Annotated in this window: 15 protein-coding genes and 1 tRNA gene; 12 read left to right on the top strand and 4 right to left on the bottom strand. The window is 49.6% G+C overall.

The window, feature by feature from the left end:
• Positions 1-10: 10 nt before the first annotated feature.
• From DZC79_RS16195 to DZC79_RS16185, 3 genes are read left to right on the top strand one after another with little or no spacing between them, the layout of a single operon-like run.
• Positions 11-1,408 (top strand): MATE family efflux transporter, encoded by a 1,398-nt coding sequence (locus DZC79_RS16195; protein ID WP_118952649.1) that lies wholly within the window; start codon positions 11-13, stop codon positions 1,406-1,408.
• Positions 1,409-1,449: 41 nt separating this feature from the next.
• The gene (locus DZC79_RS16190; RefSeq protein WP_198666918.1) at positions 1,450-1,701 is read left to right on the top strand and encodes an acyl carrier protein; all 252 of its coding nucleotides are present in this window, start codon (positions 1,450-1,452) and stop codon (positions 1,699-1,701) included.
• Between the two features lie 5 nt (positions 1,702-1,706).
• Complete coding sequence (locus DZC79_RS16185; RefSeq protein WP_118952648.1) at positions 1,707-3,044, top strand: AMP-binding protein; 1,338 nt, start codon at positions 1,707-1,709, stop codon at positions 3,042-3,044.
• An 81-nt stretch (positions 3,045-3,125) separates the two neighbouring features.
• Here DZC79_RS16185 and DZC79_RS16180 read toward each other — a convergent pair whose 3' ends face one another.
• Positions 3,126-4,184 (bottom strand): class I fructose-bisphosphate aldolase, encoded by a 1,059-nt coding sequence (locus DZC79_RS16180; protein ID WP_118952647.1) that lies wholly within the window; start codon positions 4,182-4,184, stop codon positions 3,126-3,128.
• A gap of 171 nt (positions 4,185-4,355) precedes the next feature.
• Here DZC79_RS16180 and DZC79_RS16175 point away from each other — a divergent pair.
• Positions 4,356-4,429 (top strand) — tRNA-Ile (locus DZC79_RS16175).
• 425 nt (positions 4,430-4,854) lie between these two features.
• Here the strand turns inward: DZC79_RS16175 and DZC79_RS21340 are convergent.
• On the bottom strand, positions 4,855-4,995 hold the full coding sequence (locus DZC79_RS21340) for a hypothetical protein (RefSeq protein ID WP_157977210.1): 141 nt from the start codon (positions 4,993-4,995) through the stop codon (positions 4,855-4,857).
• A 204-nt stretch (positions 4,996-5,199) separates the two neighbouring features.
• On the opposite strand from DZC79_RS21340, the gene DZC79_RS16170 reads away from it, so the two are divergent.
• Complete coding sequence (locus tag DZC79_RS16170; RefSeq protein WP_157977209.1) at positions 5,200-5,703, top strand: hypothetical protein; 504 nt, start codon at positions 5,200-5,202, stop codon at positions 5,701-5,703.
• 97 nt (positions 5,704-5,800) lie between these two features.
• Here the strand turns inward: DZC79_RS16170 and DZC79_RS21335 are convergent, their stop codons facing one another.
• Both DZC79_RS21335 and dnaK read right to left on the bottom strand, forming a co-directional pair.
• Complete coding sequence (locus DZC79_RS21335) at positions 5,801-5,977, bottom strand: hypothetical protein (RefSeq protein WP_157977208.1); 177 nt, start codon at positions 5,975-5,977, stop codon at positions 5,801-5,803.
• A gap of 126 nt (positions 5,978-6,103) precedes the next feature.
• Entirely contained in the window at positions 6,104-8,020 is a 1,917-nt protein-coding gene (gene dnaK / locus DZC79_RS16165) for a molecular chaperone DnaK (RefSeq protein ID WP_118952645.1), read from the bottom strand.
• Between the two features lie 394 nt (positions 8,021-8,414).
• Here dnaK and DZC79_RS16160 point away from each other — a divergent pair, with 394 nt between their 5' ends.
• The 7 genes from DZC79_RS16160 to DZC79_RS16130 all read left to right on the top strand — a co-directional run bounded on the left by DZC79_RS16160 (position 8,415) and on the right by DZC79_RS16130 (position 22,561).
• Entirely contained in the window at positions 8,415-10,427 is a 2,013-nt protein-coding gene (locus DZC79_RS16160) for a putative porin (protein WP_157977207.1), read from the top strand.
• Positions 10,428-10,451: 24 nt separating this feature from the next.
• Entirely contained in the window at positions 10,452-11,543 is a 1,092-nt protein-coding gene (locus DZC79_RS16155) for an RluA family pseudouridine synthase (RefSeq protein ID WP_232831854.1), read from the top strand.
• A gap of 88 nt (positions 11,544-11,631) precedes the next feature.
• Positions 11,632-12,621 carry a tRNA epoxyqueuosine(34) reductase QueG gene (gene queG, locus DZC79_RS16150; protein WP_232831853.1) on the top strand — a complete coding sequence of 330 codons (990 nt, stop codon included), beginning with the start codon at positions 11,632-11,634 and terminating at the stop codon, positions 12,619-12,621.
• 109 nt (positions 12,622-12,730) lie between these two features.
• Positions 12,731-14,737 carry a peptide-N-glycosidase F-related protein gene (locus DZC79_RS16145; protein ID WP_118952643.1) on the top strand — a complete coding sequence of 669 codons (2,007 nt, stop codon included), beginning with the start codon at positions 12,731-12,733 and terminating at the stop codon, positions 14,735-14,737.
• Positions 14,738-15,018: 281 nt separating this feature from the next.
• Positions 15,019-21,423 carry a toxin TcdB middle/N-terminal domain-containing protein gene (locus tag DZC79_RS16140; protein WP_118952642.1) on the top strand — a complete coding sequence of 2,135 codons (6,405 nt, stop codon included), beginning with the start codon at positions 15,019-15,021 and terminating at the stop codon, positions 21,421-21,423.
• On the top strand, positions 21,414-22,037 hold the full coding sequence (locus DZC79_RS16135; RefSeq protein WP_118952641.1) for a hypothetical protein: 624 nt from the start codon (positions 21,414-21,416) through the stop codon (positions 22,035-22,037). The genes DZC79_RS16140 and DZC79_RS16135 overlap by 10 nt, the downstream gene beginning before the upstream one ends.
• Before the next feature lie 71 nt (positions 22,038-22,108).
• Entirely contained in the window at positions 22,109-22,561 is a 453-nt protein-coding gene (locus tag DZC79_RS16130) for a T9SS type A sorting domain-containing protein (RefSeq protein WP_157977206.1), read from the top strand.
• The last annotated feature ends 111 nt before the right edge of the window (positions 22,562-22,672 follow it).

Below are 22,672 nucleotides of genomic sequence, written 5' to 3'. Positions count from 1 at the left end.
ACCCAACATCATGTTACTTAAAATACAGCATTTCTTCGGCCTCCTGCTGCTGGCGCTCAAGGGCAGCGAAAAGGATTTCACCTCGGGAAGCGTGAACAGGGCTACTTTCCTGCTGGCCGTGCCTACGATGCTGGAGCTGAGCCTGGAGTCGCTGTTTGTGCTGGTGGACCTCCTTTATGTGAGCAGGCTTGGTGAACTGGCCATTACGGTGGTGGGAATCACCAGCTCGGTAGTAATCCTGCTGCAGTCGCTGGCTACAGGGCTGGGCATAGCTGCCACGGCGCTGGTGTCGCGAAGGATAGGCGAACGGAAGCTAAAGGCTGCCGGACTTGTCGCGATACAGGTACTTTACCTGGGTTTGCTTGCCGGTATTATCTGCGGTATCGCTACCTGCCTTTCCAACCGGCAGATCCTGCAGCTGGCCGGGGCTTCCCTGCAGCTGTCGCAATACGGCGATCTCTTCTCAAAGATCATGTTTGCCACAGTGCCGTTGATCATCCTGCGCATCCTGCTGAACAGCATCTTCAGGGGGGCGGGCAATGCGGCGATCGCCATGCGTACCCTGATGCTTTCCAACAGCGTCAACATTTTCCTGGGCTGGGTGCTGATCTTCGGCCCGGGGCCTGTACCCGCTCTAGGGATTACCGGGGCTGCGCTGGCGATACTTACCGCAAACGTGACCGGGGTGCTGTTCCAGCTAGCCAGCTTCAGCAGCAGCAAGAAACGGTTCGTCATTGAAAAAAAACAGTTCCTGCCGGCGCCCGGTACGCTGAAACAGCTGATCCGGCTGGCTTTTGCCGGGACCGTGCAATACCTGGTGCCTTCGTCCAGCCGCTTCTTTATGATCATGATCGTTGCCCGGCTTGGTGAAGAGGTGCTGGCCGGTTATATCGTCGCCAACCGGATCATCATGTTCACCGTATTGCCAGCCTGGGGCATTGCCAATGCCGCCGGTGTGCTTACCGGGCAGAACCTGGGAGCGCGGCAGCCCCAGCGCGCCGTGGCATCGGTATGGCGTACCGGACTGGTCAATATGTGCTTTCTTTCCCTGATGGCGCTGGCCTTATCGCTTTGCGCAGCGCAAGTAACCAGCGTGTTTACCAGCCACCAGGCCACTGCTGCCTATGCCTGCACCTACCTTTATTACATGTCTGTCGCTTATCTTTTCTTTGGCTATACCATGGTGATATCGCGCGCATTGAATGCTGCAGGTGCAGTCAATACCATAACCCTGTTGCATGTGCTCATGTTCTACGTGATCCAGCTGCCGCTGGCCTACGGATTGGCCATTACTGCCGGCTGGGGTGCCAGGGGTATTTTCACGGCCATTATGGTTTCGGAAATGGTATTGGCCACAGCTTGCATACTGGTATTCCGGAGGGGAAAATGGCAACAACTTTCTATCTGAACACTCAATATTATCTGATATAAACAACAAAACACGGACAAATGAACAATAACACAAAGCTCAACCAGGTCCTGATGCAGGGCCTCGCTATACCTGAAACTATGATCGATGAAAGCTTGTCTTACCAGAGCATACCGGAATGGGACTCGATGGCGCATATGTACCTGATGTCGGAGATCGAGCAAACCTTCGGCATCAGCCTGGATACAACCGATATGCTGGAGATGACCAGTGTGGAAAACATCCGGAAAAAGCTGGCGCAGCACCAGGTCGTTTTTGAACAAGAAGCCTGATCGCCATGAGCACTAAAATCTATGATCTTATCGGGGCCAATACTGGCCTGCGTTTCCTTGATCCCTTAAGTGGCAATAGCTTTTCTGTCGCTGACTTTGAAGCATCGTATAAGGTACCCGGAGGCAAAGGCCTGGGCTTTCTCTACCTGGACAATAGTATCGGCTCTGTTGAAGTGCTCCTTCATTTCCTGCGTTCCGATTGGTCGCTGTGTCTGCTGAACCCCAAGCTGGATGAAGCAGAAAAGCAGGCTTTGGAGCAGGCTTATTGTCCCGGGTACATCCATGATCCGGCACGAGCGCTGAAAGGCCTTACCGGTGCAGCACCCTATCCCATTGCGCCGGAGATCAAGCTGCTGCTCAGCACCTCGGGCAGCACCGGATCGCCTAAGATGGTCAAGCTGTCCGAGCGGAACATCATCAGCAATGCCTTATCCATCCTGGACTATCTGCCGGTAAAGGACACGGATACTGTTCCCCTGAACCTGCCCTTGTTTTATTCCTATGGCTTCTCTATATTCACGACCAATGCCATCGCCGGCGGCCGCATTCTGTGCACCTGCCGCGACCTGATCCAGAAAGAATTCTGGGAAGACTGGCAACAATACCAATGTTCTTCCCTGGCCGGCGTACCTTATGTATACGAAATGGTACAGCGTTTCGGCCTGCTGCCCAAGATGCTGCCTTCACTGCGCTATCTCACACAAGCCGGAGGGAAGCTCAATCCTGCGCTGGCCTCACAGTTTGCAGCCCAGGGCAAGGAACATGGCATTCCCTTTTATATCATGTATGGACAAACGGAGGCGACGGCAAGGATGTCCTGGCTGGAGCCATCTGCCCTGGAACATAAAGCAGGAGCTATCGGCAAGCCCATTAAGGACGGCCATTTCAGCATCGATCCCGAAAGCAGCGAGCTGCTCTATTCCGGGCCGAATGTCTTCGGCGGCTATGCCGAAAACGCCGGAGACCTGGTCCGTTACGAGCAGCCGGATGTGCTGCATACCGGCGACATCGCGGTGCAGGATGAAGAAGGGGATTTTTATATACAGGGCCGCATCAAGCGTTTTGTAAAGCTGTTCGGCCTGCGTATTAACCTGGATGAAACCGAATCCCTGCTGCGCGGACAATTCCCCGGCAATAGCTGGCTCTGCGCGGGAGACAAGGACCAGTTCCTGTATGCCCTATACGAAGGCAAAACGGTTGCTGAAGCGGATGTCAGGCTGTGGATCAGCAGCCGGCTGAAGGTGCACCCTCAGGCCGTCAAGGTACAGCAGCTGGAAGCCATTCCGCTGAACAGCAATGGCAAGGCCGATTATATAAAAGTCATGTCCTTCCTGGCACAATGACAACACCACGATTTCGCTGTAAAAATAAGAATGGCTGCCTTGCGGCAGCCATTCTGTTTATCCGTATTCCGTTGAGGGAAATTAAGCAAGGGTAATGCTCTTGTCCAGGTAAACGTCCTGGATGGTGTTCAGCAGCTGAACGCCTTCTGTCATGGGTTTCTGGAAGGCTTTACGGCCGCTGATAAGCCCCATACCGCCGGCACGCTTGTTGATTACGGCTGTGGTTACCGCTTCTGCCAGATCGGAAGCACCTTTGGATTCCCCACCGGAGTTGATCAGACCGGCACGGCCCATGTAGCAATTGGCTACCTGGTAGCGACACAGATCGATAGGGTGATCGGTAGTCAGCTTACCATAAACATCCTTATGGGTTTTACCAAAGTTGATCGCAGTGTAACCGCCGTTGTTGGTCGGTAATTTCTGCTTGATGATATCGGCCTGGATAGTTACGCCCAGGTGATTGGCCTGTGCCGTAAGATCCGCAGCAGTGTGGTAGTCCACGCCGTCTTTCTTGAAGCTGTTGTTGCGCAGGTAGCACCACAGTACAGTTGCCATACCCAGCTCGTGCGCATATTCAAATGCCTTGGCTGTTTCAATGATCTGGTGGTGGCTTTCTTCAGAACCGAAGTAGATGGTAGCCCCTACAGCAGTAGCACCCATGTTCCAGGCATCGCGGATGGAGCCGAACATGATCTGGTCGAAGCGGTTGGGGTAAGAGATGAATTCGTTATGGTTGATCTTTACGATGAAAGGGATCTTGTGCGCATACTTGCGGGCAACAGCACCCAGCACGCCGTAAGTAGAAGCCACTGCATTACAGCCACCTTCGATAGCCAGCTTCACAATGTTCTCGGGATCGAAATAGATGGGGTTAGGAGCAAAAGAAGCACCGGCGCTGTGCTCGATACCCTGGTCAACGGGAAGGATGGACACATAGCCGGAATTGGCCAGGCGACCATGGCCCAGGAGGGTCTGGATGCTGCGCAGGGTCTGGATATTGCGATTGGAACCGGCCCATACCTCATCTACGTGATTGGGAGAGGGAGCATGTAAAGAAGAGGCTTCGATGGTTTTGCACTGGTGGTTCAGCAACGATTCGGCATCTGCGCCCAAAAGCTCTACAATGTTGTTATTTGCCATAACGAAGGATAGCTATTAAGTTTTAAGGATTTAAAATTGGCTGCAAAGGTACATGAAAAGAAATAAAAAATTTAAGCCGGTATTGAATTATAAGCGGTATACTCTTTTTTATTTCCGGAAATTACCGTTACCTTTGCTGCCCCTTCGGGGGAAATCACATTTATTGTGATCGCTCCTATAGCTCAGTTGGTTAGAGCACCTGACTCATAATCAGGGGGTCCTTGGTTCAAGCCCGAGTGGGAGCACGAGATAAGGTTTCAGACTTTCGTCTGGAACCTTATTTGTTTTAGGGAGCACCTGATTATGAGTCAGGGGGCCCTTGGTTTTGCCCCTATAAAGCAATTTCATGGATGATTGCGTCTTGCTACAAACCTTTTGTTTCTACGGGACAATTCCATGACTGATTGATTCTTTTCGTCGCAGCATGTCCGAAGGGACGCTGCGAAAATGCAACCTTTGTCGCTACAGACAGTTTCCGAGAAACCGCTTGCCTTCAATTGACGGGGACATAACCGCGCAGATCCGGCAAGCTGGTCGGGACGCGCAGCGCCCTGAACGGCGACTGAATGCGTACTCATCCGGCTCTTATGCTTTGGCTCCTATAGCATAAAGAAATACCCCAAAAAGCGCCTGGTTTTTTGAAGGTATTGTGTTGACATTTTTTACCAGCCTAATTAGAGCAGCAGATAGTAGCCGGCTTAAGCGTTTCGCAGGCATTGCCCTGCGATGCAAAAATAATACATTCAATAGGACAGGTTGGCGTACCTACAGCAGTGGCGCCGCCTTTCACTTTTACTTTGTCCAGGTTCATGATGGCTTCCTTGTTCAGTTGCAGCTTTTCAAGCTTCAGGATTCTCTTTTTTCATAAAAATGGTTTTTAAAAGAACTAATAGCCTCAGGTCACATGCCGCTTTTCCGCTTAATAACTAATCCTAAATCATTTCTTAATTTTTTCCGCTATAAGCAACAGGCATTCCAAGCCGGCGTATATTCGTTTAAACCAAACATTTACACTATGAAATATACGACCATTTCCGCGGCAGTTGTTTGCAGTTTCCTTTTCCCGCTATCAGCCGTTGCACAAACTAATTGCGAGGAGTTGAAAAAGGAAAATGAGTACCTGAAAAAAGCCATGCAGATCAATACGCCAGTATCAAAGGTTACCTCGTCCAAGATCGATTTTAATTTTGTCGAGTGTAAGGGAGATGCAAAGGACCAGACCATCACCCTTGTCCTGATGCTGGTGAACCATGACGCCAACCGTGAGTTTCAATTCCGTGTCGCAGATGCAGTTGACATGGAAGGTAATGAATATCCTTACGGAAAATTCTCAATAGGCGGAAGAGAAACCAGTAATACCATTAGAACTGAAGTGCCTATTAAAACGACGATCGTATTTAAGAAAGTGCTGCCTGGTGTAAAGATGCTGAAGAGCATAGCCATATCCTACTACGACGATAATCCGGGGCCAGGTCGTGAACCTGAAATAGAGTTCAGAGATGTCGCCGTGAAATGGTAACGGAGCCAGCCCAATACAGAAAGCCTGCAATATTTGTTGCGGGCTTTCTTGTTATGCTTGTCAATCGTGATCTTTAACAATGGTCTCCGCCGGTGGCTCAAAAGCAATTGCCCGGCCGCGGACAAGTAGCAAACATGGTGCAGGTCGATAAGGTAGGAATGCAGGCCGGATCGCCGGAAGCACCGCCGAACAGCTTTTGTGTTCCGGCGCCCAGGCTACCGATCATACGTTTGTCCAGGCGGAGCCTTTGCAGGGAAGTCTTTCTCTTTTTCATAGAGGAGTTGTTTAGCCAAAACAAAGATAACAGACGCTACTGCAGCACAGATGCAGTAAAGCGGCGACTAAAAAAGAAAAGAGGCCCCGGGCCGGGACCTCTTTTATCGTATCGCTGCCATGCAGCTTATTTCACTTCTTCATAGTCGGCATCGGCTACATTATCGCCCTGGTTGGCCTGGCCGCCCTGGCTCTGCTGCTGACCGGCATCGGCGCCGGGCTGTGCGCCGCCTGCTTCCTGGCCGGCTTTGTAGATCTCTTCGCTGGCTGCGCTCCAGGCAGTGTTCAGCTCTTCCATCGCCTTGTCCAATGCATCGTGGTCCTGGTTCTTGTGCGCTTCTTTCAGGCTGTTCAGAGCGTTTTCGATTGTTGCTTTCTTATCGGCAGGGATCTTATCGCCATATTCCTTCAGCTGCTTTTCGGTATTGAAGATCAGACCATCGGCCATGTTCATCTTCTCTACCTGCTCGCGCACTTTCTTATCGCTTTCTTCATTGGCTTTGGCCTCGTTCTTCATCTTTTCGATCTCTTCCTTGCTCAGGCCGCTACCGGCTTCGATGCGGATATTCTGCTGCTTGCCGGTACCTTTATCTTTCGCAGTTACGCTCAGGATACCGTTGGCATCGATATCGAAGATCACTTCTACCTGGGGAACGCCACGGGGTGCGGGCGGTATGCCGTCGAGGATAAAGCGGCCCAGGGATTTATTCTGATTGGCCATAGGACGCTCGCCCTGCAGCACATTGATCTCCACGCTGGGCTGGTTGTCGCTGGCGGTAGAGAAGGTTTCGCTCTTCTTGGTAGGGATAGTAGTATTGGATTCGATCAGCTTGGTCATGACGCCGCCGTAAGTTTCGATACCCAGCGACAGCGGGGTAACGTCGAGCAGCAGCACGTCCTTCACATCGCCGGTGAGCACACCGCCCTGGATCGCTGCGCCGATAGCGACAACTTCATCCGGGTTCACGCTTTTGTTGGGTTTCTTACCGAAGAACTTTTCTACCACTTCCTGTATCTTGGGGATACGGGTAGAACCGCCCACCAGGATCACCTCGTCGATTTCGGAGGTAGACATGCCGGCATCTTTCAGGGCTTTGCGGCAAGGCTCCAGCGTGCGTTCGATCAGACTGTCGGCCAGCTGCTCGAATTTAGCACGGCTCAGCTTGCGCACAAGGTGCTGGGGCACGCCGTCCACTGCCGTAATATAAGGCAGGTTGATCTCGGTTTCCTGTGAAGAGGACAGCTCGATCTTGGCTTTTTCAGCAGCTTCCTTCAGACGCTGCCAGGCCATAGGATCTTTATGCAAGTCCATGGTGGGCATGTCCTTCCGGAACTCCTCAGCCAGCCAGTCCATGATCACTTTATCGAAGTCGTCGCCACCGAGGTGCGTATCACCGTTGGTAGACTTTACTTCAAACACACCGTCGCCCAACTCCAGGATCGATACGTCGAAGGTACCGCCGCCAAGGTCAAATACGGCTACTTTGCTATCTTTATGCTGCTTGTCCAGGCCATAAGCCAGGGCTGCTGCTGTAGGTTCGTTAATGATACGGCGTACATTCAGACCGGCGATTTCACCGGCTTCTTTGGTGGCCTGGCGCTGTGCGTCGTTGAAATAGGCCGGAACGGTAATCACCGCTTCCTTTACTTCCTGGCCCAGGAAGTCCTCCGCTGTTTTCTTCATTTTCTGAAGCACCATGGCTGAGATTTCCTGTGGGGTATACATGCGGCCATCGATGTCAACACGGGTGGTATTGTTATCCCCTTTGACTACTTTATAGGCGTTATGGGTCATTTCATCGCTTACTTCGTCGAAGCGGCGGCCCATATAACGTTTAATGGACATAATGGTCTTGGTGGGATTCGTGATCGCCTGGCGCTTGGCCGGATCACCTACCTTACGTTCTCCATTATTCAGAAAAGCCACAATGGAAGGTGTTGTGCGGCGACCTTCATCGTTGGCAATTACTACCGGCTCGTTACCTTCCATTACGGCAACGCAGGAGTTCGTGGTTCCTAAGTCTATTCCTATTATTTTGCTCATAATTATGTGATTAAAGGGTATATCTGTACACCCGGTTTTTGTTTTTTTGCTACTATCTTACCTGTCAAGTTATATGCCATTCCGCCAAAAAATGAAACATTGTCAGTTTCCGTGACAAAGAGTAGTCTATCTTTATGCGCCAATGGTCAAAACGGACTGCCGGATAAAAAGAACATGCCTTTTTGCACCTGAAATAATGCCAATTCCGGCAACGGGAAGACCAGCAATACCATGAAACCCGCTTCGGGAATAACCTACCACAACCGGTGCCGGTAGTCTTGCCATTGATATTTTGTGACAGAAAACAGCGTCGCCGGCAAACAGCTTTGCGATAAAGCAGTAAATCACGACGACTTATCTTAAATTTGCCCGTTTAAAAAGCAAACCCGGAATCTTGAGCTCCCGATCCACTTCCTGTCCGCTATTGTTGCTCCTGCTGCTGTTCTGCCTTCCGGCAGGCGCCCAGGTGATCAACCCCAATCTAGACCCTTCCGCTCAGCAGGCCAGCATGTTCAGGCAAGGAAAGGACAGCAGCACATTTAAGGACCAGGGCGACTGGAAAGAGGAGCATGCGCGCATCTATTACAATTACCTGAATTCGGCCGTCACCCGCTATCCCGATACCTCCTTAGCCAATTTTCACCGCTACCAGCCCACACAGCCCTGGTGGGCCAAGGACCTGGGCAATTACGGGACGGCAATCCGCAACCCTTTTTTTACACCCGATATCCCTATGGGACTCAGCCTGGGCTATCATATCTATGATCTTTACCAGCTGAAACTCGATAGCCTGCAGTTCTTCAACACGACCCGACCTTATTCCGCCTTTTCCTTCATGCTGGGCAGTAAATCGGAGCAGAATGTTGAGATATTGCATACCCAGAACATCAGCCCGGGTTGGAATGTGGCTGCCCGCCTGCGTTACCAGAGCGCCCAGGGATACTACAACTTTCAGAAGGCAAATGGTATCGCCGGCAGCCTGAGCACCAATTACACCAGCAAGAACCAGCGCTATTATATTGCCGCAGGACTGGTCTACAACCGGAATAAGCAAAATGAGAATGGCGGTATCCCCGGTATTGGCTACCTCGATTCTTCGAGCTATGCCGACCGGCAGCTGATCCCGCCCGTGCTGCCCGGCGCCACCCAGGGATCGCGGAATGCAGCAGTGACCAATATATTGCGCAACATGGATATCTATATCCAGAACAATTATTCTTTTGGCAAGACCGACACTTTGTATAATAAAGATTCAACAGGCATCAGCCTTCAGTTCACGCCCCGCTTCCGGGTCAAGCACCAGCTTCAGCTCCATACGGAACGGCACATTTATAAGGACAGGAATCCTGAAACGGAACGATACCGCTTCATTGACAGCATTCCTTTCAACGGAACAGATACTGTGACTGGCATACAAAACTGGTTCTATATCGATAATAAATTCAGCCTTAACGGATTTATAGGTAAACGGAAGGAGCTTGTGCAGCTGGAGGCAGGCATCGGCAACCGCATAGATCGCTTCAATACGGATTATGTAACCGGTTCTGCCCCACAGTCCAGCGTAGGCAATTATCTCTTCGGAGAACTCAAAAAAGAAGCGTTCACAGCAGGGCAATGGAATTATCTCGCCTCCGGAACCTTTTTCTTTACCGGCGACGCGACCGGCAATTTCGATATTAAAGCATCTGCAGGCAAAGACCTGGGTAAATGGGGAATGTTCTCCGGCGGCTTCAGGCAAAACCTGAGCAATGCTCCGTATACCTATACCAGCTTCCGGACCGATTTCTACGACCGTACTGCCAGCTTCGATAAAATGAGCATTACCCAGCTCTGGGCAAAGGTAGGGCTTGAAAGCATTAATCTTGAAGTAGGTATAAAAAACAACCTGGTCGCCAATTATTTATATTTTGATTCAGACTTAAAGCCGAAACAGCAGAGCGAAGCCTTTTCCGTACTCCAGGTCTTTGGCAGAAAGCTGTTCCGGCTTGGCATATTCAGCCTGGACAACGAAATAGCCTGGCAGCAAGCTACGGGCAATGCGCCTGTAAATATACCTGCCTTGCTGCTGCGTCATAAGCTCGGCTTAGAAACAGCCATGTTCCGTAAAGCGCTTTATGTGGCGGTAGGCCTGGAAGCAAAATATCATACACCTTATTATGTAGAGGGTTATACACCTTATTTCAACCAATTTTTCTATCAGAATAGCTATAAGCCCAACAATGCGCCGGAATGTAGCGCCTATTTCAATTTCAAGATCAAAAGCTTCAGGGCTTTTGTACTGGCCGAGCAACTGCAGCAATTTTTCAGCACCAATGTGATACAAGCGGTTGGCGATACCCCCGGCGCCATATACCCGGGACCGAATGCCATGTTTAGATTTGGATTTACATGGATATTGATAAATTAGTTAAAATCAATTAAAACAGAATAAATGACCGATCCGGAAGAGCAGGATATTCCACAGGAAGAGGAATGGGATGCCGACGAAGAGGCAGATGCCGATGAGGCGGAGGCTCCCAGGACGCCTACGGAAAAAATGAGGATCCAGCTGAGCGGCAAGCAGGAACCGATACGCATCGATAAATACCTGATGAACCGGATCGAGGGCGCTACCCGGAATAAGATCCAGCAGGCCATCGATGAAGGCATGGTGCTGGTCAACGGGGAAAGGATCAAATCGAACCACAAGGTCAGACCGAACGAAGAGATCGTGATCTACGACAGCCGGGAAACGATACCAACAGATATCATCCCGGAAGAGATGCCCCTGAAGATCGTTTACGAAGATGAAGACCTGATGGTGATCGACAAGCCGGCGGGACTGGTTGTACACCCGGGAAGCGGCAATTATACCGGCACACTGGTAAACGGCATTGCCTGGTACCTCAATCCGGCTGAGGATAAAACGCGTATTATTGACCTCCCACGGGTAGGTTTAGTACATCGTATTGATAAGGATACCAGTGGTTTATTGCTTATTGCTAAAAGTGAAATAGCGATGCAGGATCTGGCGGCGCAATTTAAAAAGCATACTGTACACCGCCGTTATGTAGCCCTGGCCTGGGGGGATTTCAAAGAGGATGAAGGCACCATAACTGCCCATATCGGCCGCAACCTGCGTTTCCGTAAGAAAATGGATGCCTTTCCTGATGGCGACCATGGTAAGCATGCAGTTACCCATTATCAGGTATTGGAGCGTTTTCACTATGTCAGCTTGCTGGAATTCCGCCTGGAAACCGGGCGAACACACCAGATCAGGGTGCATACCCGCCTGATCGGGCATCCGCTGTTCAATGATGAAACCTATGGCGGCAGCCGCATTGTTAAAGGCACCGTTCATGCGAAATACAAGCAATTTGTCGAGAATTGCTTTAAAATACTACCCCGCCAAGCCCTGCACGCCAGGGAATTAGGATTTGTCCATCCGCGCACAAAAGAGAAAATGCTCTTCTCCTCTCCTATCCCCGATGATATGCAACAGGTAATCGACCGCTGGCGTCGCTACATCGGGCACCAGGAATAAATTCTGTACCTTTAACCGGAACATGCCCCCATGAAAAAATAGTCCTTTTCCTGTTGCTCCTCTTATCTGAACAAGCTGCTGGAAGGCATTGAACTCCCCTTCCCCGGCAACCCAAAACCAAAAAATAGATCCTATTTCAAACGCCCGACAACATACAGCCCTGGTAAAGCAGATCAGCAGCAGGCTCGGTTTCGACTACTGCGGTATCGCCCGTGCCCGCCAGCTGGACGAAGATGCCCGCAGGCTGGAGCAATGGCTGACGAAAGGCTACCAGGGCGGTATGGGCTATATGGAACGAAACTTCGAGCTGAGGATAGACCCCACAAAGCTGGTACCGGGCGCCAAATCGGTGATCACCGTTCTGCTTAATTATTTCCCCGGGCAGAAACAGGAGAACGACAGCCCTAAGATTGCCAAATATGCCTACGGCCAGGATTACCATGAGGTGATCAGGGCCAGGATGAATACCTTCCTGGCAATGCTGCGGGAAGCCGTAGGCGATATTGACGGTCGCGGATTTGTCGACAGCGCGCCCGTGCTCGAACGCAGCTGGGCCGTCAACAGCGGCCTGGGATGGGTGGCCAAGAACGGCAACCTGATCCACAAGCAGGCCGGCTCCTATTTCTTTATCGCAACATTGATCACCGACCTGGAGCTGGAATACGACGATCCTTTTGCTAAAGATTATTGCGGCAGCTGCCGGCGCTGTATCGACGCCTGCCCTACCGATGCGATCGTATCCCCGGCCGTGGTCGATGGCAGCCGGTGCATTTCTTACCTTACCATAGAGCTGAAGGAGGAGCTGATTGCCCCCGAATTCAGGGACAAAATGCAAGGCTGGATGTTTGGCTGCGATATCTGCCAGGATGTATGCCCCTGGAACCGCTTTTCACGTCCGCACCAGCAGGAGGAGCTACAGCCCATACCCCGGCTGCTGAACCTGAGCACATCCGAATGGGAAGCCATGGACGAGGATACTTTCCGTACGCTGCTACGGCACTCTCCGCTCAAGCGCAGCAAATGGAAAGGCATACAGCGCAACCTGAAATTCATCGCCGGCGACGACAGCATTACATGATTATGTAGTAGGCCGCGTTCTTCTTTTTACTCATCTTTGCTTTTTAACTTTTCCTTCTTATTTACCCTTGAAAAAGGGAGTGTCTTGTTTTTTATTTTAATAACATTTCATGAAAAAATTTACTACAAGTCTTATCGCTTTCTTTGCAGTGCTGGGCTTTGCGCAGGCCAATCCGGGCGACACGACCTGGGTCCAGGCCAATAATGTGCGGCTCGATTACTTCAACAACTTTGACACAACCGTAACTTTTCCCGATGGCAGCGTTACCTACCGTAAGGTGCTGATGGAATTCACCCTGGGTTCCTATGCCTGCCCTGCCGGTACCCAGTATTGCCACCAATGGGACTATACTGTGCTCAACTATGTGATGACACCTGCCGGCGACACTGTCGAGCTCAGCAGGCTCATTACCCCTTTTGCCAATTCAGGCTGGTCCCGCTTTCCCAACACCTGGAAGCAGCCTTATCTTTTTGATGTGACCGATTATGTTTCCCTGCTGAAAAATACCGCTTCTATACGCATCCATTATTCCGGTTATTCCGGCGGCTTCACTGCCAACATCCGTTTTGCCTTTATCGAAGGCACACCCGACCGCAACGTAGTTGGTTATGACAAGTTGTACGAGGGCTATTTCGCGTATGGTAATCCAGCCGATCCCATCAATAACCATTTCCCTGTCCGTAACAAGACTGCTCCCGCAGGTACCACATCGGCAGAGCTGAAGTTCCTGGTTACCGGGCATGGCAGCGATACCATTAACCAATGCTGTGAATTCGACAACCGCACTTATGATGTGCTCCTGAACAATACATCAGTTGCAAATAAAGCGATATGGCGCGACAATTGTGGCGTTAATCCCCTTTACCCGCAAGGCGGCACCTGGGTCTACGACCGTTCCAACTGGTGTCCCGGCGCCCTGGTCGATCCTATCGTGCACAAGCTGCCCGGTATAGCAGCCGGTAGCAGCTACAGCATCAACCTTAAATTTGCCGACTACACAGCCACACCTTCTACTAAGGGTTATGGCGGCTATGAAGCGCATGCTGCAGTTATTTACTATGGTCCCATTAACAAAACGCTTGACGCTTCCCTGGAAGATATCATCAATCCGTCGGTGTACCCCGATCATTTCCGGGAAAATCCCAACAGCAATACACCTAAGGTGAAAGTGCACAATTCCGGCAGCACGCCCATCACCTCGCTGCAATTCTCCTACGGCGTAAAAGATTCGGCGCAGCAGCAATATACCTGGAACGGCACCCTGGCTCCGCTGGCCGATGCTGAGATCAGCTTCCCGGCGCTTAGTACCCTTACCAGCTTATCTAATAGCGGCGCATCAGGCACCTTCGGCTTCCGTGCAAAGATCACCAGCGTGAACGGCCAGGCGGATGAAGATGCCACTAATGATTCGCTTTCTTCTACCTTTGTAGCAGCGCCTAAGTGGCCCGGCGATGTCGTGCTCAACCTGCGCACCGGCAACCTGGGCGCTAATGGTAACCTGAACCAGAATCCCTGGCACGGTGTGTGGAAGATCACCGATATGGCAGGTAATACGGTGCGCCAACGTAACGACGCTTCCTGCAATGCTACTTATAACGATACCGTAGCGATGCCTGCCCCCGGCTTCTATAAGATAACCCTGAGCACCCCTTTCTGCATGGGTTTCCATTGGTGGCCCTACGACGGCTCCAGCCTGCAGCCCGGTGCGCTGATCGTAAAAGACCTGACAGGCACCAACCTGCCTATGAAAGGCTATACCTATGCCGGCAGCACCCTGACCGACCGGGGCGAGCATGATGATTTTGGCTGCGAATACACACAGTATTTCTATGTCACCAGCGCCGGTACATCCAGCATCGACGAGCTGGCAACCAGCTATGGTATCTTGGTATACCCCAACCCCGCCAGCGACCAGATCCATATTAGCGTGTCAGGTATCAGTGGCAAAGAAGCAACTGTAAGCCTGGTGAATGCCCTGGGCCAAATCGTATATACCCGTCAGACCCGCGAACAACAGATCCTGGTCCCAACGGGTCATCTGCCTGCAGGTATCTATTCCCTGATCTACAATGCAGGCGATAGCCGTAAGGTAGAAAAAGTGGTGATCGCCAAATAATTCCTTTATAATTCTGTATCCGATACAAAAGCAGCTGCACGCAAAGCCGGGCAGCTGCTTTTGTATTTATCCCTAACCAAATTGTTACAGGTGGACTCTTGTACCCTGCAATTGTAGGGAGACGATCAAATGCTTAGCCCTGTAAGGGCTAAGCATTTTTGCAGGAGACAGCTTCCCTGATTAACCACAGTCGAAAACAATTTTAAATTAAAAATATACAAAATATAGTTAGTTTTTTTAAATGATATTTATATTTTTAATGCAACAATCCCAACACCACCATGAAAAAGATAAGTATCCTGCTTACGCTGATGGCATTGTATGCCAGTACGTCTTTCGCCCAATCTGTGGGCACTACCGAAGGCGTTTTTAATGTTTCCGACCTGGGAGCAGCCAATTACAATATTCCGATCAAAGTGCCTGATGGTATTAATGGTATGCAGCCCGCGCTGGCACTGGTCTACAATAGCCAGGGCGGCAACGGCCCACTGGGAATGGGCTGGTCCGTTTCAGGCCTTTCCGCTATTTCAAGATCCGGGAGCACCATTTATCATGATGGTAAAGTCGATGGTGTATCGCTCTCCAATGAAGATAAATTTGCTTTGGATGGTAACCGGCTTGTCCTGACCTTCGGCGCCTACGGTGCGGCAACCTCAGCATACAGGACAGAATCAGAAACCTTCAGGGATATTACTGCCAACGGGTCATTGGGTAACGGCCCGCTATCCTTTACGGTAACGGACCAGAACGGCTGGACTTACGAATACGGCAATACAGCCGACTCGCGGCAGGTGCCGGTGGGCAAGACAGAAGCCACTACCTGGTACCTGAATAAAGTAAAGGACCTGAAGGGCAATTATATGACGTATGAATACACCAATGTCAATGGCGAAGTGGTACCACTGATCATCAAATACAACTGCAACCAGAATACAGGGCTTGCTTTTCAATCCTACGTCGCCTTCTCTTATGAAACGGGCGTGAATCCCAACTTTGCTTATATTGCAGGGGGTAATATTAAAAATACAAAAAGGATCAATAAAATATCCTCCATTCAAAAAGTAGGATCAAGCTGGCGGTATTACCGGTCGTATACACCTACTTATATCAATGACTTTTATACCCATCTGACAAAGATCACGGAGAAAGGCACGGATGAAGCTGAAGCATTGCCTCCGACCGAATTTACCTATGGCAGCTCTTCTTTTACGCTCTATGTAACGGCCAAAAGCGACTTATATGCTGCCCAGGGAAGGAGCTATGCCGTTGGCGACTACAATGGCGACGGCTTATCTGATGTGATTGATTATTCGACCGCTGATGGCGGCGATTTCCGGTTATTGCTCAGGAACCAGTCATCGGGCTATACCCAGGCGCAGATAGGAAATTTTGAGAACGGCTTCGGTAACTACGCCATTGAGAATGCCATTGATAAAGATCGTTCCAACCTCATGTACTTTGACTATAACGGTGATGGAAAATCCGACTTTGTTCGGATGCAGAAATTTGTCAATGGTTCCGGCGTGTCGCAACAAGCTTATTGGATCTATACTTCCTCGGGCAGTACGATTTCCAGTCTCGGAAAACTGGTACGGACAAGTGTTTCCGGTGTTACCAACCCTTATGTATTTGGCTATACCTTGCCGTTCTCCGGCGATTTTGATGGTGACGGGAAAAGCGAAGTGCTGCTGCTGAACACACGTCAGCCCATACCCAATCAACCCACGCCAAGCCCCAATAACTACCTGGCCGGAGAAAAATATTGTACACCCGTCAGCACCTATGGGTATTCTGCCTTCAAGCCCAGGGAGCTGGGCAACATCGGCTTCGATGCAAGCTACCTTTCATCGGGTGAGTCCAAGATTCTTGTTGTCGATTATAATGGCGACGGGAAAAGCGATATCCTGTCTATATGGCACGATAATGCCACCAACACCGATCATGCACAAACCATGACGCTGAATGTGACCTTTGATGCGAATAACAACCCCGTCATCGGCAACCCCGCTTTTATAACAATAGCGGATTGTAATTATCCTACCTTAAGCCACGATATTTTTACCGGCGACTTTAACGGTGACCGTATAACCGACTACCTGACGTTCAAAAACAGCGATAGCTGGAAGATTGCGTATGGCAAGGGTAATGGCATGATGAACGAAATAGTGGCTGCACCTGCCAATATGATACAGCAGTCTCCTTATTACCCCGGCCAGACTTTTGTTGACGGGACAAGGCCGATCATTATTGCCGACTTCAACGGGGACGGGAAAGATGATATTTTCGATATCTACAATAACCATAGCGGCTACAGCAGCAACCTGGGCGCCAATTATAAATTTTTCTACTCAACCGGCAACAACACTTTCGCCCAGGAGAACATACCTTCTTTATTCAACCTTTTTGAAATCGGTAAAAAGTCCCACAATTACTGGATGGGCGATTTCAACGGTGATGGCCAGGTCGACTTTATTACCAAGTCGGAGGAAAACAACAACACGCCTTACGAATTTCTATTCAGACCAAATGAAACGCGTGATCTGCTTTCGCAGGTAAAAAATGGCCTGGGCGCAATAACTACAGTCAATTACCTGCCCTTAACCAATAATACGGTATACAATAACCAGAGTGTAAACACCTACACTTATCCTTACATTAAGAAGCCTGTACCCATAAAGGTTGTTTCCAGCATCAATAACGACAACGGCATCAACACTACCGGCAATACAACCAATTATACTTACCGGGGGTTAAAGTATAATGTACATGGAAAGGGCTTATTAGGGTTTGATAATGTAAGAGCGTTCGATGTCTCTACCCGCATGGTTACTGATAAGGAATTTGCTGTAAATACAACTTATGCACTATCCTACCTGCAGACGGCTTATCTTAAATATTTACAGCCCAATAATATTACAGAAGAAGTTTTAACATCAAAGTCGAATACTTATGGCGTTTATCATTACGGCAATAAGAGGATCTTTTCTTACCTGACAACGACCCAGGAGAGTAATGCTTTAACAGGTGAAATTACCACGACAACCAATAATTATTCCTTTTATACGCCCGGCTCCTTTGGTGACCAGGGAAATGCAGGAAGCAATTACAGCGGCAAACCATTCTCTATAACCATCAATAAAGGGTCCGGCTTACACATCTCGACCCAAACCTTTTCTTTTCCCTGGCGGTTGCCCTCCAATGCAGCAGCCAATTCAGGAGAACCTTACGCAGGCCAGACTTATATCAATTCAAAACCGTATAAGGTAGTAACCACCAATACGCGCCAGGGCGAGCCCAGCTATACCGGCACTGCTACCTTCAGCTATGACAATGCTACCGGCCTGCTGACACAGAAAGTGAGCAACCCCAATACTGCTAACGAGCTATATGAGATGTTCTTTTATGATGATTACGGTAATACCAAAACCAAAAATACTTTTGGCACGGGCGTGCTGATGAAGCAGGAAGAGTTTACCTATGATCCCAGTAACCGGTATGTTATCAACTCTTACTTTACCGCATATCCTTCTATTCAGAATAGCGCCACCTTTGATGCGCTTACCGGCAATAAGCTGACAGAAACGGAGCCCGACGGATTCAGGAAGACTTATACTTATGATGGCTTTGGCCGGGCAACCTCAATAAGCGATAATAACGGCTTAAGCTCAACAACAACCTATAACTGGGGAACCAGCGTTCCGGGCGGCAACGGCGGCGTTACCAATGGTAAATACTATATAGCGGAATCAACAAACACTGGGGCGGTCACTTATACCGCTTACGACCGCTTGGGCCGGAAATTGAAAACCAGGTATAAAAATTTCCAGGGGCAATGGGTGAATATTGATCAGCAATATAACCCGATCGGTCAGCTGAGCTCAATTTCAAAAGCTTACTTTACGCCCGGTAGCGGCGGCACTCAGCTTCACAATGAATATGATGTTTACGGAAGATTAGCCTGGACTGATGATCCGTCGGGTATGACCCTCTTCAGCTACAGTCCAGCCGGCAGTAACTATCTTACCGTAACGACAACCAACCCGGCGGGACAGGTAACCTCAGTAAAAACAGATGCCAGCGGCGCCAAAGTAAATGTTACTGATGCGGATAATCAGGTGCTGACTTATAATTACCATAGCAATGGCAGTATTAAAAGCGTATCCAATGGCAGCAATATGCTGCAGACGTACACTTATGATAATTTCGGCCGTCTTACGGAACGTTGGGACCCCAACTACGGCACCTATAAATATACCTACGACACCTATGGGCAGCTGTTGACCCAGACCGATCCCAAGAATCAGGCGTATAGCTTCAAATACGATGCTTTGGGCAGGATGTATCAGAAAACAGGTCCCGAAGGCGCTTATGATTATATATTCGAAAATAATCCCGGACCAAATTGTGACAAGCTGACTATCCTGAAAGGACCTGAAGGCAAGATCGTCTATGATTACGGTATGGGTGGCAAAATAAACAGCACCACCTATGATGATATCGGATTGGCCGCAGGGCTCACCGGCGTTCCCAATTATGGAAACTACAACTATAACTGCAGCTACAATAGCTACGGTATGCTGATGTCGAAGGAATACTCGACAGGGCTTGGCTTTACTTATGAATATGGCGCCAACGGCGAGCTAATTACAATTAACGATGCCAGCACCGGTACGACCTATTATGAAAAATTAAGCGATAATGCCGATGGTAAAACAACGAGCTATAAGCAAAGAAGTGGTCCAGGCGGTACAGACCTCACTACGGAAAACGGCTATGATGCCTTTACCAACCTGCTGACCGGGCAAAAAACGTCCAATAGTGCTGGTACGATCAGGGACATGAGCTACGACTTTGATCCCGCCAGCGGAAACCTGCAGAGCCGCATGGACAACAAATACGGACTGGAAGAAAAGTTCGGGTATAATGACAACCTGCTACGGTTAACAGACATCAGCAATACGAACAACCCTGCACTGGATATACAGATGCAATACAATGAACGTGGTAACATCATGGAAAAAACGGATGCCGGCGGCAGCTTTGGCTATGACCAGGCCAATCGCCTGAGCAAGATCGTCCTTGACCCCTTGCTGCCGCAGAACATACCGCATGTTACCCAGAAGCTGGACTATACTGCATTTGACCGGGTAAAAACTATTGACGAAGGCCCTTACCGTACGGACTTTCATTACTGGCCCGACGGCAACCGCAGCATGATGGTTACGACTAACAATGTAACGGGAGACCGGGAATACAAAATGTATGCCGCCGATATGGAATTCAAATACAGCACGGCTTCGGGCGATGAAGGGGCTTACACCTATATTAAAAGCCCGGAAGGAATCATAGTAGGGATGCAGGCCAGCGGTCCCGTGGGAATCGCCAATTATTTTGTGCTGACCGACTATCTTGGCAGCTTTACCCAGATCGTAGACGACTGGGGCAATTTAGTGGAAGAAAAAAGCTTTGATGCCTGGGGGCGCCTGCGCAACCCGCAAACCTGGGAACCTTATGCCTCTAATATCGATGCCGGACAGCCGCAACAACGTTTTGACCGGGGTTATACCAGCCATGAACATTTACCTTACTATGGTATTATCAATATGAACAGCCGGCTGTACGACCCGGTGATGGGCCGGATGTTCAGCCCGGATGTCAATATTATCGGGGCCGACAATTTCCAGGGATACAACCGGTATAGCTACGCTTTAAACAATCCTTTGAAATACAACGATCCGAGCGGAGATCACCCGCTAATCGTTGCTTTGGCTATTGGCGCAGCTGTCAGCGCCCTTTCCTACACGGCATCTGTCGCATGGAGCGATGGTGGCTTCAGCAACTGGAACTGGGGCCAATTCGGATACTCGGTGGGAACCGGAATGATAACCGGTCTGATCTCGGGTGGCGCGGGCGCTGCTTTGGGTGCTTCACTACCCCAATCTATCGGTATCGGGTTTTACCAGGGAGCTGTCACCGGGGCCTTCTCCGGAGCAGTGGGCGGATTTTTAGGCGGGATCAACAGTGCTATGCTGAGTGGATCGTCCAATCCTTTTATGGGTGGATTGAAAGGGGCTGCCCTCGGAGCGGGCACAGGTGCGATCCTGGGCGGAACCATTGCCGGCGTTCGCGCCATGGACCATGGCGGAAACTTTTTAACCGGCACCGGAGCCACTTTTGAACTTAGCGGACATTTCCAGGTTGAAGGTGGAAGCGAGGCGGTTGAATATTCAACGGAATCGGCAAAAGAATTCTCCTGCAAGTATATCTATTATGATCCGAAAGGCTTAAACAATATATACGCTGATGGCAGTGTTCCCAAAGGTTATGTTTTAAGCGGAGATTATGCCGTTGGTAAAAATGGGGAGGTTCAGGGAATAACACACCTTGCCGCTCGGGGTAAATGGGACGTATACCTGTATAAAGCCGCATTCAGCTCAAAGGAACAGTTATACCTGGTGATGCGCCATGAATATATGCATGTTACTTTCAACAACCTGAAATTAAAAAACGATGCCAAACAAGAAGCCAGCGCCAGGCTGTGGATGCTTAGACAAGGACAGGCATGGAATTATAAAGTTAATGAGCTGCAAGAGGTATACAATGAAGTATCCAGGTATTTAAGACCCCGGTATAGTTTTTATAAATTGGAAGGATTCCCGATATTAACAACAAGACCATGGCAATAAGATCGCTCCTGCTCGTCCTCATAACAACCGCTTTATTTTCTTTTAAAGGGGACCCGCAGCACTACGTCCATTTTTTTAATAGCTCAACTGGTGAAACGACGTATCAATGGCTGCAGGAAGCTTCACAGGCTGTACCTTATGTGCGTGACACTGCTAAAAAGTTCAGCATTTACGACGAAGACATGGCCAATAAACAGGCAATGACTGATCCTGCGGGCATTAAAATGATAAAGGATTGGATAGCCAGGTTTCAATACGATCCCGCTTTGTTCCGGCAGGATGTTCCGTTCTCCATATATTCCATGGGTGAAATTAAGCTCCGGGAACATGTGCTAACCAAACTCTTCTATATAGAAGTCAAGGACAAAGCCAATAGCCGGGAATTAAAGCTGCTGATGGGCGTAAACATGGTGAACAGACAGGTAGTATCCATTATCGAACTATCCCGCAATTTATTATTGCTCGGTTTTTCCAATTATACTTATAGCATCTGGCATAAAAATAAGTTTAAGATAGTCAATCCAATAGCTTCAGACGTTACCGGTCCCGGCATAAAGCATGCCCGTCCTGATGCTTATACTGTGAAGATGGAAGATGATGGCAGGTTACATTGATTGCGCTGTACATGCCCCTGTATATCGGCAACGGAGTGTTTATATTCATTCAATATCATAAACCACAACCTATGAAAAAGATAATTTCCATTTTGATTTTAAGCATAGGCTGCTTCGCTGCAAAAGCGCAAACGCCTAAGATCCTGATCTCTTACGACGAGAACGGCAACCGCAACCTCAGGGAGTATGTCGTCAATCGCCCTGCCCCGGACGAGCAGCCGCAGAACAATGCAGGCAACTTAGCTGAAGCAACGAAAGACTTAGCTGAGATAAACGGAGAGGACTTAAAAGTGTATCCCAATCCTTCCAATGACAACTTCAATGTAACCGTTTCACAAGGTATCCTGAACAGCAATGCTGTGCTGATACTGCTGGATCAGCTTGGAAAAGAGCATCAACGCGCAAAAATAGCGTCGGCCATCACAACGATATCCACCAGGGGAATGGCCGATGGCGTGTATAGCATTATCGTTCAATACGGCAATACAAGATCAACGATCAAAATTACCAAAGTAGCGAATTGAGAAGTATGGAGTACCATAGGCTGCAGGCTGTCTTTAAGGCAGCCTGCTGTTTTTTACCCCTTCCATCCGTTCCCGCATTTTACCCGATCTTAAAACCATTTCCGTTTTTAG

Origin of the sequence: Taibaiella helva (assembly GCF_003545695.1) — a bacterium.
GTDB lineage: Bacteria > Bacteroidota > Bacteroidia > Chitinophagales > Chitinophagaceae > Taibaiella > Taibaiella helva.
Note: the sequence above shows the minus strand (reverse complement) of the source record. Positions and strands in the feature narration are given on the sequence as shown.